Below are 16,656 nucleotides of genomic sequence, written 5' to 3'. Positions count from 1 at the left end.
GCTTGCATTTACCGATTCTAATTTCTAAGTTTATCTATTCCCTCATTTCATCACCCAAAATCTGCGTATGTCGAACAATTCTGTTGACATGGAACAGGATCATGCTGTTCCCTCTCCCGCTACAAACAACTCAACCCAGGACAGGCTTTTTTCATTGGATGTTATCAGAGGCATTGCTCTCCTTGGCATTTTACTCATCAGCATCTGGGAGTTCGGTGGTTTTAGTAATAACGAACAAACAAGGTTGCGTTTGTTGGGCAAGGGTTTTAATTTCAATTTATTTGCTTCAGTCCTGTTGCTTTTCGAAGGTAAAATGCGTGCACTTTTTTCGCTGGTGTTTGGTGCCGGCATAGTGCTTTATATGCAAAAGCCCAACCAGCCCGGTTTGCCTTCAACACAGGAATTATATATACGCCGGCAAATGTGGCTAATGGGGTTTGGGGTGATCAATGCATTTCTTTTTTTATGGCCCGGTGATATTCTTTTTCAATATGGAGTGATGGGTATCCTGCTATTCCCTTTCTTCAGGATGAGCAAGAAAGGTTTGCTGATAGCAGCTGTTATTGCAACACTTATTTACTGCGGAAAAATGTATTGGTTTTATGCCGATGATCATAAAGCATACAGAAAATTTCAAGCCATCGAGGTAATTGAAAAGAAAAACAAAAAAGACAGCGCTGCCAATCATATTAAAGACAGTTTATCAGGAATGTCGAAAGCGGAATTGGCAAAACAAGATTCATTGTTTAAAGAAAAAACGAAACTTACTACTATCCAGGAAAGAGATAAATCAAGATGGGAAGGAGTAGTAAAAGGATTGAAATATGATTCAACGAAAGGCCCGGAGAAAGGTGAAAAAACAGCAATGTGGGGCAATTATAAAAAAGTTTGGGAACATCTTTACCAGCGTGCACAAGGAAAAGAAGCGGCATGGCTTTACAGGATTGGCATTTGGGACATTAGTTCTATGATGCTGCTAGGTATGGCACTCTTTGGCTTTGGTTTTTTCAGCAACAGGTTTTCTACAAGCACTTATGTATTGCTTGCTGTTATTGGCATTGCTTTCGGAATATTTTTAGGATGGTGGCGTCTCGATCTCCAACAGAGTAAGCATCTTGATTATATCAGATACCTGGGCAAAAAGCCCTTCTCTCCTATGCAATTCTTTCCCATTGAAAGATTAGCCCTTGCATTAGGTTATGCGAGTGTGATCATGCTCCTTCTAAGAATGAAAATATTGCAGTGGTTATGGCATGCATTTGCAGCAACGGGGCGGCTTGCATTCACCAATTATTTTATGCAAACCATCATCTGCACACTTTTCTTTTATGGTTATGGGTTTGGTTATTTTGGAAGATTAACGCAAGCACAACTTTACTTTTTTGTGGTTGAAGTATGGATCGTACAAATGGTTTTCTCTGTATTCTGGTTAAGGTTTTATGAATACGGCCCCGTTGAATGGTTATGGCGAAGCCTTGTCTATCGTAAACGTTTTAAGAACAGAAAAGAAAACCTGCAAGCATTATAACCATTATTCAGAAACAACTCAAATTCTACTTCATGCAAACATATTCAGCCGACAATCACTTAAAACCGGTACAGCAAGCTGACCGTATAAAAACAGTGGATATGATTCGTGGCTTTGCCTTACTCGGCATTTTACTCATGAACATTCCCGGCTTTGGTATTAACTGGGATGCATGGCACAGGATCATGACGGGCCCAGAAAACACAAAAGACTATTATGCTTTTGCAGCAATCGCTACATTTTTTGAAGGCACTATGCGTGGACTTTTTTCGATGCTCTTTGGTGCGGGTATGATCTTGTTTACACTCAATAAAAAAGATACAGCGGCAGGCCCTACCGTTACTGAATACTATTACAGGAGATTATTGTGGCTCGTTTTATTCGGTGTGTTCAATGCATTTGTTTTGCTTTGGTTTGGTGATATTTTGTTTTACTATGGTATGTGTGGTATGATGCTGTATGTGTTCCGCAACACAAATCCCAAATGGTTGTTGTTGCTGGGTTTCTTTTGCATGGCGGTAACAATGTTTAAAAACCAGTTGAACTGGAATGAAATAACTGACAAGAGGAAAGCTTACAACGAAGCAGTAGCAGCTGGCAAAACAGGTAAACAATTAAGTGACGAACAGCAAGCCGCAAAGGAAGAATGGACAGAAATGGAGAAAAGACGAAAGCCGGATACTTCATTCACCAATCGTAACCTGCGCACAATGCGATCTGGATATCTTACCATTTACCAATACTGGATTCCAAAAAATGCTGACAGTGAAACATGGGGTTTATATCACCAATGGTTTTGGGATGGTTTAACAATGATGTTTATTGGTATGGCTTTATTCGGGTGGGGATTTTTTAGCAATAAACTTTCTACATCTACTTATGGCATGTGGTTACTTATTGGTTATGGAATTGGTATCCCCATCAGTTGGTTAGTTTTTAAAGCCAGCCTGGAAGAAGCAAGAAATGTGGGGCTCTACGCCGATCAGTACTATGTGACACATACCTTGCTTTATGATGTTCGAAGAGTGTTATTATCGTTAGGCCATGCGAGTTTGCTGATGGTCATTTTCAGGAGTAATATTGTTCCATGGTTAATGAGAGCATTGGCAAATGTGGGGCAACTTGCTTTCACCAATTACCTTATGCAATCGATCATTTGTACATGGTTTTTTTATGGCTATGGGTTTGCATGGTATAACAAATTGAATTTTTACGAACTGTACTACGTTGTATTTTCTGTATGGCTGTTTCAACTTATTTTTTCTACTATATGGTTGAAGTATTTCCGCTTTGGGCCGTTTGAATGGCTATGGCGTTCATTAACCTACTGGCAACTGCAACCAATGAAAAGGTAATCAACAGCATTTATTAACACAACTACTATTAAAGCAACTGCAAATGATATATTACTTTTTCAGTTGCTTTACAGCTTCTATAAATTCCCAGATAGTATCGGTTGTTTTGTCGATGAGCGTAGGATCGAGATGTTCATAAATATCAATGCGCCTTCCTGCGTGTGCTTCGGCAAGTGCATCAAGCAATTCAGGCATTGTTATTTCTTTTAAGCGGGCAATAATGTAAGCTTGTTCCATGCACTAAAAATAAAAGAATCAGTGAATATATTTTACTCGTAACCAATGCTGTATTAAATATTCCGGCATGCAGTTATGAACATCTTTCCAGGTGGCATGATGATTGTTTCACCTATGGAGTTAATCGTTTATAACCTTAAACTCCTATAATATGAAAGCAAAATATTTGGGCTTTTCATTCATGCTGATCGCTGTTATGCTTTTATCAGCATTTGTGTTTCAACACGCAGGCTCCATAAAAGGAACAGTGTTGCCAATAGAAAATGCATTCAGCGCTATCGCCATTCTAGATAAAGACAGCATCAAAAGCAATATTGTGGGAGGAAAATTTGTTTTGCCCGATCTTAAACCCGGCACTTATCAACTCATCATTGAAGCCATTCCTCCTTATCAACATAAACTTCTCTCCAACATACCCGTAAAGCAGGGCGAAGTGACAAACGTGGGCGAAATTCAACTCATCATGAAATAGGAATTAGCTATTTATGAAGTAAAGTAAATGGCCGTAACTAAAAAATCGACCAATTGATTCCACATATCTTCTATGTAACTAAAGATATGGTAATCAACAATTTTCTTTCCAGTCTAACGGAGAACAGTATTGTATTTCAATGCTTACGTAAATATCCCTGACATAATTTCTGTGGAAAAGTTAGTGGCATGTAACTCAGCGGTTTAACCTGTCAGCGTAGTTTTACTAGCCCTGTTTATTATGATTCGCCGGAAATGCATTCTACTTTTGTTTCCGCATCGCTTACAATGATGCATGCAATTACAACCGTACTCTTAATTCGTAACCCGATCACTGTTTTGTAATTGTAGTTTTCCTCCAATACTTTATAGAAAAACTGTTTTTAGAAATCCATTTCCCGTGAGTATTTCTTTACTAAAAACAGTACAATGAAAACGACTCTATGGAAACAAATTGGTTTATTAAGCTTACCCTTTGTTGCACTTCATTCTGCATATGCAGGTGAACAACACGAACAACAGTTACTACATCATGCAAATTTTGCTTTGCACGATTCGTTGATTGTGAAAACATCAACAGTAACTCCAGGCTTTGAATCAATCATTCAATTGCAATCTTCTGTAAAAACTTTTGTTGATGTTTATTTGAAAGAGCACGACGAACTGCTTGAAAAAATTGAGCAGCGAAATGCATCGAGTTTTAAACTCATCAGAAAAATATTGGTGAAGCATGGTGTGCCTGAAGAAATGATTTACCTGGCAATTGTTGAATCGAAATTAAAAAACACGGCTACATCGGGCGCTGGTGCTGCAGGAGTTTGGCAACTGATGCCGGTTACCGCCCAAATACTCGGCTTAAAAGTAAATGCACAAAACGATCAAAGAAGAAATATTTATCATAGCACTGCTGCCGCTGCTGAGTATCTCAACGATTTGTATAAACAATTTGATGATTGGTTATTGGTTGTTGCCGCTTATAACTGTGGTGCCGGCAATGTGTGCAAGGCTATTAAACTTTCAGGAAGCAGGGACTTCTGGAAACTGCAACGTTACTTACCAAAAGAAAGCAGGGATCATGTAAAACGTTTTATTGCTACGCATTTTTATTACGAAGAAAAAGGAAGCCCTGTAACGTTAACCAAAGCTGAACGAACTGCATACTTCGCCACCCTAAAAGATATTGCTACACCTGTTGAAAAGAATGAAGAGCAAAACTCCACACCTGCTTCAACTAAGCAACCAGTGAATTGGGTATTGATAGCCCAGCACGATGGAGAGCTCCTATTCGTACTACGCAAATAAGCTACTTGTAAAACACATGTTCAAAGAAAGAGCGACTGAATCTTCAGTCGCTCTTTTTGTTTTAAACATTTCAGTAACTTATTGCTTCTTCTTCAAAAAATAAAAATTCATTGGGCCTGACACTACAAAACCTAAGCGCTCATAAACTGCAATGGCCCGGTCATTATCTTCACGCACATGCAAAAAAGGTTTTTGACCGTGATTTAAAATGATCTGGATTTGATGTTTCATTAATGCAGAAGCATACCCTTTTCCTAAATGATCAGGATGTGTGCATACAGCGCTGAGCTCGGTATATTTTTCAGCATGAAGTCGCTGACCTGTCATGGCAACTAGTTTACTATGATCAAAAATGCCGTGATAATAACCAAAGTCGATCGTTCTTTTGCCGAAGGGCCCCGGCTTAGTGAGCTTTACCAAATTGATCATTTCATCAACATGCTCATCATTTAAAGGAACAATAGTTGAAAATGATTCGTGAATGGTTCCACCTTCATATACAAATTGCAATCCTTTTACTTTATGTTGCAATTCCCAGCCTTTTGGAGTAGTGATCGCAGTTGGCTTTGCAAATAAAATCCGTCTTCCTGTTGAAAGCAACTCGTAAAGCTCTTCAAAACCTTGGACATTATCTTCATCGAAGCCTGCATAAGGAGAAACTTCTTCGTGAAAATATTTTACCCGTTCGTTACCAAAACTTAAATGTTTATCACCTGTAGATAAAGCAGAGAAAACAGGATTGTGTAAAGGATGAATCACCGGGCAAAAATAACAAGAAACAAAAAACTATTGTTGTTCTTTACTGGTTTTTGGTTGTTGTTTTGGTGCCGGCTGTTTTGGCTGCGGAATATCTTTTTGTATGCGGATGATCTTACGTATAATATCCGCAACAGGTGATCCAATTCCGAGACGTTGTGCGTTTGAGTTGGCAGGTGTTGCCATTTGAGTAACAGGATCAAACAATAAATAATTCCCGTCTTGCATACCGGAGGAATCAAGTAATCCTTTTGGTACATACACTTGTATTTTCACGTGCTGGTATCCGTTAGGAAAATAACGCAGGAAGTATCCGCCCGTTTGTTTATACCATTGTTCTTTTTTGTAATCGGCTTTGTGAACCGTCGATTTTTCTCTTAACACAGCTAGCCGTTCAAAAGATTCATACGTACTTGTTCCTGATTCAAATAATCGTTTCATACTTACCTGTGCACCGGTAATGCGTGCATCGGGTAACTGCTTCGCAACGGTCTTCATCACACCCACTACTCCGCCTTTCAGTTGAAAGATCTGTTTGCGTGTGAGCAATTCCTGTGCTGTTAATTGCACCGGCCAGGATAGCTTGTTATAATCAGAGCCACTTACAACCGACCACAACAATAACTGAATATTCTTTTGATTAAGATGTTGCTTCTGCAGCGAAGTGCGCAAAACTGTTTCCACAATATCCTTTCGATGTGTTTGCAAAGGAGCCTGGAGGTATGCATCCCTATCCGATGGATCCGGAGTACCTGGTTGCAGACAATAACTTTTATACGTTGCTTCATAGAAGCCCTCAGCCAAAACAATTTCCCCTTCCTCTGTTTGTGAAAGATCCGTAAGTGGCAATGGATGTTGATTGTCGAGTATAGTATCAACAAAAGATTTTGTTATGGGCTTTTTTGTTTCAACCTGTTTGTTGTTACTACTTAAATGCTCTTGGGAAACGGTGGCGCAGGCGGTAATGAAGAATAATAACCAACCATACTTGAGTAGAGTTGAAGCCATAGGGTGACGTTTTAATTGGATACAAAATAGAAAACGCCATCTTCACTTAAAAGTTGTTGCCGGCAAAATATTGTTAAGATCAGAAAACGCCTGGCCACCAAGGTGATAAAACAGAAAAATGACCGGCACAAACCAGCCAATTCGTTGCTAAATATTACTTTCGCAGTCTTAAAAATTATGAACGATGAGTGAAGTAAAATTAACTACGGGTGAAATACACACCGCTAAAGGAATTTTGAAATTTGAATTATATGATGACGATGCCCCTATTGCTGCAGGCAACTTTAAAAAATTAGTAAGCGAAGGCTTTTACAACGGGTTGAAGTTTCACCGTGTAATTCCCAACTTTATGATACAGGGAGGATGCCCCGATGGTACAGGCGCTGGCGGACCGGGTTATACAATCCCATGCGAGTTAAACGGAAGTAAACAAATACACGACCGTGGTGTAATGTCGATGGCGCACCGTGGAAGAAACACAGGCGGAAGCCAGTTTTTCATTTGTCATAACCGCAATGGTGTAAAACATCTTGATGGCGTACATACCTGCTTTGGACGCATTACCGAAGGTGTAGAGCTTGTAGACGAAATTCGTGCAGGCGACGTTATGCAGAAAGTAATACTGACTTAATTATCGCTGTCAACTAAGAAAAAACTTTGTGAGCCTTTGGTTGATCGCATGATCAACCAAAGGCTCACAATTATTTTCAGATTATTTTGACATCTCATCCATCCAGCGCATGATCTCTGCACCTTCTTCTGCTGAACATGGATTAACAGCTGTTCCTGAAAAATAATTAACTACTTCTGCTATCATTGGTTGCTGCACATGTTGCAGACGATCAAAATCAATTCTTGTTCTTTCATTATTGCTCGCCAATTCAATGCCGTTATCGGTAAAGAAACTGAAACGTAAGGAACCGTTGCTGCCAATAATCTCACATTCATCAATTGCCTCGGGTGCAGTAAAACACCAGTTGCCTGTAAACACAACCCCATTCTTAAATACACCCTGGCCACTTACCAAATCAGGCACGCTATAAAAATTACCTTGATTAATAGCAATGCCATTGATAGAAGCAACATCTCCAAACAACCAATACAAAATATCCAGTTGGTGCGGTGCAAGATCATGGAAGAGTCCACCACCTGCAACAGCAGCATCAAAACGCCAGGCTGTTTTTTCATCAGTCATCTCAGCAAGTGTTGCCGGTTGTTTGAATAGTTTCAGCTGAATCAGGCGTACATCACCAATTGCTTTTTCAGTAAGCAGTGCTTTTATTTTTTGGAACAAAGGCCACTGCCTGCGATAATGTGCCACCGTGAGTTTTACGTTGGCAGCATTAGCTGCCCTTGCCATATTTCGTGCAGCAGCAGAACTCACTGTCATTGGCTTTTCAACATACACCGGCTTACCGGCTTTAATAGCCGCCAATGCATATGCTTCATGCGATGAGGGTGGCGTGGCAATATAAACGGCATTAACTTCCGCATCGTTAATGAGTTGCTCTGCATCATTGTACCAGCGTGGTACATTGTGCCGTTTGGCATAGTCAGCTGCTTTATCGGCATTGCGGCGCATAACCGCTACTAGTTTTGAGCCGGGTACTTTATTAAATGCCGGACCACTTTTTACTTCGGTCACATCGCCGCAACCAATGATTCCCCAGTTGATCATAATGTGTCTTCTTATTTATTCATCAGTTTAGTTCATAGCTTCCATCAACTCCTTTTTAAACCCGTTGCAAATTACTTGTTGATGATAGTAAAAAATTACAAACTATTTAATTAAATTTATTTTCAGCTGATGGCAACATTCATTTCAACAGCAAAGTTGAAAAGCTGTGTAACATTCACATTGAACATCCCTGGTACTTACCTATTCAGGATCAGGAATAAAAAAAACATTTACCCGTTCGCAATTACCTGTAAGGGTAAGAAAGACATCATTTCAATTTGCTAACTACTTATGAGATTGTCGATAAATAAAACCTTAATTATTACTGCCTTTCTCGTACTGCTATCAGTAGCAATTATCTCTTCTATTACGTTTTTTCAATCCAGGAAAATAAAAGATAGTTCACAGGCGGTATCGCACACCGAAAATATCCTGCGTCATATCCAAAAAATTATCGCCACAGCGCTCGACAGCGAAACTGGTGCAAGAGGTTACCTCATCACGGGTAACCAAAAATTCCTGGAGCCGCTGCGCATTTCGGAAAATAATTTCAGCAACGAACTAACCCTGTTGCAAACGTTGCTAAAAGATAACAAACCACTTGCCCGGCAATTTGATTCACTTGGCTATTATGTGAACAAGCGGATTGAATATTCCAGGAAAATGGTTACCACTAAGGATAAGCTTGGCACTCAAGCCGCCGTAACCTTGGTTGAAAGCGGACTGGGAAAATTTTATACTGACAAGATTCGTGACATTGGTAGTGAGATGGAAGAAAGTGCTTCAAATCTTCTATTAACAAAACAAAAAACAAATGATGACTCAATACAACAGTTAAATATAATTCTCTATAGCATTCTTTTGCTGGTGTTACTGCTTGGCCTTTATTTTATCTTTTACATAAAAAATAATATTGCAAGAAGGAAAAAAGTTCAACGGGAGTTAGAAATGCTGAATAAGCAGATAGAAGATGCACATGATGCTATTTTTATGATAAGCAAGGATCTTAAAATAGTAAGCTGGAATCGTGGCGCCGAACTATTATATGGTTTTACAAAAACAGAAGCTTTTGGAAAAAATTCCACTGAGCTATTACAAACAGCCATCAGCGAGGAAGAAATTGATTCAGCATTGAAGATCATACATGAAAAAGACTATTGGAGCGGAGAGCTAATGCGAACTAAAAAAAATGGTGAAATTATTTATGTACGCTCATCCACCACTACGATAAAAGATACCAGGGGACAAATTACAGGCTATGTTGCGGTGAGCTATGATATCACCGATCAAAAAAAGTTAATTACCGAGATCGATCACCTGGCAACACTCGTAGAGCATTCATCAGATGCAATTATTTCACGGGGGCTTGATAATCGCATTATCAGCTGGAATGAGGGCGCAGAAGAATTACTGGGCTACAGTAAACAAGAAGCAATTGGAAAAACTCCTGCCGATTTGCACCTCTTTGCTATATCAGTAGAACAACAGGAAGCTTTTGACAAGCTGGTAGCAATAAATGGAAGCGGTAAAGGAGAAATAGAATACTTCCCCAAGAACAAACCTCCTTTCATTGGGAGTGTAACATTGAATTCAATAAAAAATGAGCAGGGAGAAACTACTTCTTATGCCATTATTATCAGGGATATCAGTAGTGAAAAAAGAGCGGAGGAGCAATTAAAAAAATTGAACGAAGAGCTTGAACAAAAAGTAAAAGAGCGCACAGAAGAAATCCTGAAAACAGAACGGCAGTTTCGTAATACACTCGATAATATGCTTGAAGCTGCGCAGCTCATCAGCTTCGACATGGTCTATATCTATGTCAACGATGCAGCAAGCAAACAGGGAAAATATACGAAGGAACAAATGATCGGCAAACCTGTACTTGAGCTTTATCCCGGTTTTGATCAAACAGAATTGTACAAGCATTTTCAAAAATGTTTAGTTGAAAGGGAAACCATACAGATTGAACAGGAATTTGAATTTCCTGATAAAACAAAAAGCTGGTTTGAACTGAGTTTGCAACCTGTACCGGAAGGCATCTTTATATTATCTGTGGACATTACCGACCGCAGGCAGGCCGAAGCAAAACGAAACCTCTTCACCTCTATCGTAAACTCTTCCGACGATGCCATCTTTAGTAGTTCATTAGAAGGAAACATCACCAGTTGGAACAAAGCTGCCGAAACAATTTTTGGTTACACTGCTGAAGACATTATTGGTTCAAACATCCGCAAGCTACTGCCTGCTCACCTGCAATCAGAAGAAACGGATATTGTAAATAAAATAAAAGAAGGTGAATCAATCCACCGGCACGAAACACAACGCCTCAAAAAAAACGGCAACATGATCACCATTTCGCTTAGCGCTTCACCGTTAAGAGATGAGAATGGAGAAATTATTGGCGTATCAACTATTGCAAGAGATATTACGCTCGAAAACGAAACAAAAACGAGGATCATTCAATCCGAAGAAAATCTAAAAACAATTTTTGATAACACGTCCGAAGGTTTTGTTTTACTAGACACACACGCCGTTGTAAAGGCATTTAATAAAACAGCTGAAGAAAATATTTTCAATAACGCTAACCTGAAACTCGCTGTAGGTAAAAGTATTTTTGATTTGGTTGAACCCGAGCGTGAACTCTTTTTTGCATCTGTGGTAAGCAGGGTGTTGCAAGGTGAAACTGTGAATTACGATCGCTCCTACCTGAAACCGGAAGGAACGCTTTCCTGGATCGATTATACGTATACGCCGGTTTATAAATCAAACACAATAACTGGTATCTGCATTACTGCGAGGGATACCACTGAAAAGAAAACGGCAGAATATCATATCAAAACTTCCAACGACCGGTATGAAACTGTTGCGAAAGCAACCAGCGATGCCATTTGGGATTATGATTTTGAAACAGGTAAAACTTTTATTCCGGGTACAGGTTACCAGCAATTGTTTGGTTACCATGTAGTGAATGGTTATAGCGAAGATGGTTATTGGGAAGATCATATTCATCCCGATGATAAAAAAAGAGTATTGACGGAGCTTGCCGAAACATTGGCGGATAAAAACAAAGTGCAGTCGGCTACGGAATATCGTTTTTTAAAAGCAGATGGCAGCTATGCTTATATAAACGACCGGGTGTTTATCATCAGGGAAAATGGCAAGCCCAAACGTATGTTGGGAGCTAAGCAGGATATTACCGAAATGAAAATGGCTGAACAACAACTAAAAAACAGCCTGCTCGAAAAACAATCGCTTGCTCAACGTCTATCAGCTATCATTAATACACTGCCTGCGAACATTGCCTTGCTTGATAAGAATGGAATAGTGATGGATGTAAACGATGCCTGGCGAAATTTTGCTGATGAAAATGGTTTTATTGGAAATGATTACAGCATTGGCGACGATTATATCGCAGCAGCAGAACATGCAAAGTGCGATGACGAACATGATGCCATGTTGATATCAATGGGCATTCGATCGGTATTAACGGGAAAAGATGATGAATTTGTTTTTGAATATTCATGTCAATCGGCGGGCCAGTTGCGTTGGTACAGGATGGTGGTTGCACCGTTAAAAGAAAAAGAATATGCAGGCGTTGTTGTAATGCATCTTGATATTTCAGAATTAAAACGGCTTGAGCGGGAGCGTTTGCAAATGGAAATGGATGAGCAAAAGAAAATTACAAAAGCAATGCTGCAGGGCCAGGAAAAAGAACGCAATGCAATTGGTGAAGAATTGCACGACAATGTAAACCAAATACTCGTGAGCAGCAATCTTATGCTCTCCATGGCAAAATTAAAGCAGGAAAAAACAGAAGAGCTGATTTCGCAGGCGATGGATAGCATCAGGGAAGCGATTGATGAAAACAGGAAAATTGCACACTTCTTTGTAGCACCCGATCTGCAATCGAATACCTTAGCCGAGCAACTAGACAAGCTCTTTAAAAACATGATAGAAGCCGCAGGCATGAAGGCGCATTTTCATATTGAGGATTTTAAAGAAGAATACCTGGGCAATGAACATAAGATCCATATCTATCGCATTGCGCAGGAACAATGCACTAATATCATCAAGTATTCACAAGCTACTAATGTGTATATCACGTTGTCTACAGCACACGATATTTTTACAATGACCATTACTGACGATGGTGCAGGCATGAAACCTGATCAGAAAATTGAAGGCATTGGCATACGCAATATCAACGGCCGGCTTGGTTTGTTCAATGGTAAAGCATCAGTGCGTTCAGCACCCGGAAAAGGATTTACACTGGAGATCAGTTTTCCAATTTAACTTAATTTATTTTCCATACGTTAATAATGCATGCTGGCTGGCAGTAAAAATATCCCTGAAAACCCGGTTGAAATCAGAATGTTGTGATGTTTTGGCCAATCCACAATACGGATAAACCACTGCAGCATGGCTTCGGCAAACTTTCGCCAACTGTCTGCTGATATTACTTAATTGTCTTGTTGTTTTTTTAGAAAGTCGTTTGTGTACCATCAATTCAGTCCATGAACTTTCAACGGCGTTATAAAAATCAGTCCTCAACATATTGATCTCGTGCCTTGCACTGTACAATGCATCTTCTGCTAATTGTAATTGTGAATCAGTTATACTTTTTTCTTTTAAGATAGCAGACGCTTCATCAAGTAAATGATTCATCATACCCAGCGTGTTAACCGCAAGTGTTGTTTCAGCAAAAGGCAGAAACGGGTAAGTGTACACGGGGTGATCAAGTGTTACATGTGCATGATCAATAACAAAACTACGTTCCTCTTTTACCTTCAGGTTCTTCACACTAAAACTCCGGCTCGATGTTGCTTTCAATCCCATTGCATCCCAATCGTTGTAAATAGTTACTTCGCTTCGCTTAAAGTAAAACGAACGAAACAAAGCTGTTCCGTCTTTTTGCAAAACCGGTTTTCCATTTTTTTCTATCATACAATTAGCAGTAAAGTGAGTAAGGTGTGCTGCACCTGTTGCATATTTCCATCGGCCCGTTACCACATAACCATCTTTTGTTTTTGTTGCAACGCCACTGGTGGCACCACTCCCTCCGAGGCAAACATTTTTTGCATGAAACAGTTTCCCGGTCTTTTTCTTATCCATAAAGCCCACAAAGAAATTTGCTCCTGAACAAAGTGTAACTGTCCAGCCAAGACTGCCATCAACATACGCAAGCTGTTCCTCCAGTTTTAATGCCTCGGGTAAATTCATTGCAAGCCCGCCCTGTTCTTTTGGAATAAACAACTTAAACCATTTTTTGCGATAAATAATGCGCAATAATGCAGGCGTTAATTCCCCTTTTTGTTCAGCAATGCCACACAAACTCCGTAGCTCCGTTATCTCCTTTTTACTCAACCGCATGTTCATTCGTTTTTTTATTAAGTATTTTATTCCAATCGATATATCCAAGTATGGCGACAATAAACAGGAACAATGTGAGCACTGCATACAATGGCAGTTGTTTGTATAACAACAAAGGAATGGCAAACGCATTGCTGATATTGAGCAGGATCCAGTTTTCAATTTTACGTTTTGCCAGCAACCACATACCTGCCCATGCTGTTGCACTAACCCATGAATCCGCAAGAGGAACGGTAGAATCGGTAAAGTTCACCAGGACCGTATAAAGCAACACAAATGCTGTTACAACAATTCCAAGCGTAATCATCCAATCACGTTTTGCTGCCCTGCTGATGGCAGGAGCCGCATGATCTTTTCGTTTTAACCACCACCACCAGCCATACACACTCATGATGAAGTAATAAAGATTCAATGCACTTTCGGCATAGAGGCCGGCATCAAAAAAGATATACGTGGAAATAACAACCGCAATAATACCGCAGGGATACAATGCAATTTTATTAGCCCTTGCCAGCAAAACTTCAGCAACGCCAAAACCAACGCCTACCCATTCTAACAAGGGAACTGCTTTCAGTTGCAACATAAATGCCTGCGCCCATTCGTGAACATTCATAACTGTTTGTTTAACTACTCACGGGCATGCACAGGTCACTTAATTTCCTACGCCGGCATTACCCGGATCAGGTAGCAGAAACCAAAGTTTCTTTGGGTATAATCTCAGCCCTGTGAAAACTGTGTTAATCAGTGCAAGTAAACAGCTTACAAGTATGGCACCCCATGAGTGGCGCAAAGATAAGAAGAGTTGTAATTGACAAAGGAAATGAGAAGTGTAGAGTTTTTTTGGCATAAGGGTTGTCTTATACCGGTGGAGACCCGAAAAGTGTGGAGTTATCATTCCCAAAATCCTTCCGTGCAGCAGTACGTAACGGAGGGCACAGCTTTTGTATAATACGAAATATGAAAAATATATTATTGTTTATTGCAGCCTGCAATCTGTTATTGGCCTGTACCAACTCTTCCTCCTCCTCTTCTGCCGAAGAACGTGAAGAAGAACGTAAAAAAAATGTAACGAAAAGAGATATGAGCATTACCGCATCGAATGCCTACAGTTCGTTGTTCATCGATAGTGCGGTTGTAGAAAAATTTATTGCAGACGAAAAATTGGCTGATAGCCTGGCAAATCGTATCAGGAGTTTTTACAATGCCCGAAATTTCCAGTTTGCGTGGTTTAGTGCGGATGGTCTTACAGAACAGGCCCGTGGTTTCTGGAACCTTCACCAGTATGTTACCAGTTATGATGGCGACACAACTTTAAATCATAAAGGCCTGGAGAAAACAATGGGTCGTTTAACAGCGGCTGAAGAACTTTCTGTTTCTGCCTCTAAAACTTATATCAACACAGAGCTGTTACTCACAAAACATTTTATTCAGTACATGCTGAATAATTATGAGAAAGGCTATGTGAAACGGAAAGAAATGGAACGGTTTATTCCTGCACGCAAACAGGATCCGGTGAAACTTGCGGATTCGCTTATCAACAAAAAACATAAAGACGATAAATATTTTGAAGATGTAAATGCATCGTATCGTGGATTAAAGGAACATTTAAAAACATACCATGATATTGTAAAGAATGGCGGCTGGCCCGTGGTTCCTTTTTCAAAAGCTGCTTTTAAAAAAGGTGCTGCTTCACCTGCTGTTGTAACACTTAAAAAAAGATTGGCGATATCGGGTGATATGCCGGGTGCAGATACATCGCAGGTATTCAACGATACCGTTGTAAATGGAATTAAAAGCTTTCAGCAACGTCATGGCTTTACTCCTGATGGTGTATTAACCGAAGCGGTGGCAAAAGAAATGAATGTGCCTGCCATCACCCGTTTAAAACAAGTGTTGATGAATATGGATCGCATGCGTTGGCTGGCAGCAGAGCCAAAGGGACAACTGATTGTGGTAAACATTCCAGAATTTATTTTACACATGTATGAAGGCGGCAATAAAGTATTTGATATGGTGGTGGTAGTTGGTAAAGAAGGACACAATACAATGATGTTTAATGGCGATTTAAACCAGGTTGTATTTAGTCCGCACTGGAATGTACCTGAAAGTATTGTGCAAAATGAAATACTACCTGCAATGGCAAAGAACAGCAATTATCTTGCATCGCAGAACATGGAAATTGTAAACAATGATGGCGACGTTCCGGAAATTCGTCAATTACCCGGCGGTGACAATGCCCTGGGAAAAGTAAAGTTTTTGTTTCCTAACAGTTTCAATATTTATTTCCACGATACTCCTTCAAAAAGTTTGTTTGAAAAAGATAAACGTGCCTTCAGTCATGGTTGTATCCGATTGAAAGAACCGGAGAAAATGGCCAACTATGTATTGCGTAATCAACCAGAATGGACACCTGAAAAAATTTCAGAAGCCATGAATGCAGGTGTAGAGAAATTTGTAAAAGTAAAAGATCCTATCCCGGTAATTGTTACTTATTACACTGCATGGGCAGGTGAAGATGGTAAGCTTAATTTCAGGGAAGATATTTATGAGCATGATAATAAGCTGGCAAGAAAAATGTTTAACTAAGTTATCTCATTACTTTTACCTCAGCTTTAGAAAAAGTTAAATACATAAAAAAATCTCCGGCAGAAACACCGGAGATTTTTTTATGTTTAACCGTTCAGGTTTACACCGTCTTTTTTGGTGGCAAATCGAAAGCAATGGCTTCATGTTCAAAATGACCTTTATGGGAAGCATCGCAGAAGGGTTTGTTTTTCGACAGACCGCAGCGGCAGAATGAAACTACTTCTCTTCCCTGCAAATTGTACACGTTACCATTTTTATCCACCACTTCAAAATCACCTTCCACTTTCAGCGATCCATTGCTGTTAACCGTAATTTTTGTTTTTGACATGTTGCTTTTTTAAGTTTATAAAACGAAGTGCAAATAA

Annotated in this window: 14 protein-coding genes; 7 read left to right on the top strand and 7 right to left on the bottom strand. The window is 39.7% G+C overall.

The window, feature by feature from the left end:
• Window positions 1-67: 67 nt before the first annotated feature.
• Window positions 68-1,528: a DUF418 domain-containing protein gene (locus tag ACO1QW_RS14090; RefSeq protein ID WP_486259555.1), complete on the top strand. Its 1,461-nt coding sequence runs from the start codon at window positions 68-70 to the stop codon at window positions 1,526-1,528.
• Between the two features lie 32 nt (window positions 1,529-1,560).
• Entirely contained in the window at window positions 1,561-2,883 is a 1,323-nt protein-coding gene (locus tag ACO1QW_RS14085; RefSeq protein WP_486259554.1) for a DUF418 domain-containing protein, read from the top strand.
• 51 nt (window positions 2,884-2,934) lie between these two features.
• Here ACO1QW_RS14085 and ACO1QW_RS14080 read toward each other — a convergent pair whose 3' ends face one another.
• Complete coding sequence (locus ACO1QW_RS14080; RefSeq protein ID WP_486259552.1) at window positions 2,935-3,120, bottom strand: hypothetical protein; 186 nt, start codon at window positions 3,118-3,120, stop codon at window positions 2,935-2,937.
• Between the two features lie 151 nt (window positions 3,121-3,271).
• On the opposite strand from ACO1QW_RS14080, the gene ACO1QW_RS14075 reads away from it, so the two are divergent.
• A complete protein-coding gene (locus tag ACO1QW_RS14075) occupies window positions 3,272-3,592 on the top strand; it encodes a carboxypeptidase-like regulatory domain-containing protein (protein ID WP_486259550.1) in 321 nt (106 codons plus the stop codon).
• A 428-nt stretch (window positions 3,593-4,020) separates the two neighbouring features.
• Window positions 4,021-4,893, top strand: coding sequence for a lytic transglycosylase domain-containing protein (locus tag ACO1QW_RS14070; protein ID WP_486259548.1), 873 nt, complete (start codon window positions 4,021-4,023; stop codon window positions 4,891-4,893).
• Window positions 4,894-4,971: 78 nt separating this feature from the next.
• Here the strand turns inward: ACO1QW_RS14070 and ACO1QW_RS14065 are convergent, their stop codons facing one another.
• Together ACO1QW_RS14065 and ACO1QW_RS14060 are read right to left on the bottom strand one after the other, a co-directional pair.
• A complete protein-coding gene (locus ACO1QW_RS14065) occupies window positions 4,972-5,652 on the bottom strand; it encodes a GNAT family N-acetyltransferase (protein ID WP_486259546.1) in 681 nt (226 codons plus the stop codon).
• Between the two features lie 27 nt (window positions 5,653-5,679).
• On the bottom strand, window positions 5,680-6,657 hold the full coding sequence (locus ACO1QW_RS14060; RefSeq protein WP_486259545.1) for a hypothetical protein: 978 nt from the start codon (window positions 6,655-6,657) through the stop codon (window positions 5,680-5,682).
• Window positions 6,658-6,841: 184 nt separating this feature from the next.
• Here ACO1QW_RS14060 and ACO1QW_RS14055 point away from each other — a divergent pair, with 184 nt between their 5' ends.
• Window positions 6,842-7,288 carry a peptidylprolyl isomerase gene (locus tag ACO1QW_RS14055; protein WP_486259543.1) on the top strand — a complete coding sequence of 149 codons (447 nt, stop codon included), beginning with the start codon at window positions 6,842-6,844 and terminating at the stop codon, window positions 7,286-7,288.
• A gap of 81 nt (window positions 7,289-7,369) precedes the next feature.
• On the opposite strand, the gene ACO1QW_RS14050 is transcribed toward ACO1QW_RS14055, so the two are convergent.
• Window positions 7,370-8,335 carry a Gfo/Idh/MocA family protein gene (locus ACO1QW_RS14050; RefSeq protein ID WP_486259541.1) on the bottom strand — a complete coding sequence of 322 codons (966 nt, stop codon included), beginning with the start codon at window positions 8,333-8,335 and terminating at the stop codon, window positions 7,370-7,372.
• Between the two features lie 291 nt (window positions 8,336-8,626).
• Between ACO1QW_RS14050 and ACO1QW_RS14045 the strand changes: the two genes are divergently transcribed.
• Window positions 8,627-12,628 (top strand): PAS domain S-box protein, encoded by a 4,002-nt coding sequence (locus tag ACO1QW_RS14045; RefSeq protein WP_486259540.1) that lies wholly within the window; start codon window positions 8,627-8,629, stop codon window positions 12,626-12,628.
• Between the two features lie 6 nt (window positions 12,629-12,634).
• Here the strand turns inward: ACO1QW_RS14045 and ACO1QW_RS14040 are convergent, their stop codons facing one another.
• Complete coding sequence (locus tag ACO1QW_RS14040; protein WP_486259538.1) at window positions 12,635-13,705, bottom strand: acyl-CoA dehydrogenase family protein; 1,071 nt, start codon at window positions 13,703-13,705, stop codon at window positions 12,635-12,637.
• Entirely contained in the window at window positions 13,692-14,318 is a 627-nt protein-coding gene (pnuC, locus tag ACO1QW_RS14035; RefSeq protein WP_486259536.1) for a nicotinamide riboside transporter PnuC, read from the bottom strand. Before pnuC ends, ACO1QW_RS14040 begins: the two co-directional genes overlap by 14 nt.
• A gap of 344 nt (window positions 14,319-14,662) precedes the next feature.
• Here pnuC and ACO1QW_RS14030 point away from each other — a divergent pair, with 344 nt between their 5' ends.
• Complete coding sequence (locus ACO1QW_RS14030) at window positions 14,663-16,291, top strand: L,D-transpeptidase family protein (RefSeq protein WP_486259535.1); 1,629 nt, start codon at window positions 14,663-14,665, stop codon at window positions 16,289-16,291.
• 100 nt (window positions 16,292-16,391) lie between these two features.
• Here the strand turns inward: ACO1QW_RS14030 and ACO1QW_RS14025 are convergent, their stop codons facing one another.
• Window positions 16,392-16,619 carry a CDGSH iron-sulfur domain-containing protein gene (locus tag ACO1QW_RS14025; RefSeq protein WP_486259533.1) on the bottom strand — a complete coding sequence of 76 codons (228 nt, stop codon included), beginning with the start codon at window positions 16,617-16,619 and terminating at the stop codon, window positions 16,392-16,394.
• Window positions 16,620-16,656: the final 37 nt, after the last annotated feature.

This window comes from Lacibacter sp., assembly GCF_057361365.1.
This window is presented reverse-complemented; position numbering and strand designations above follow the sequence as displayed.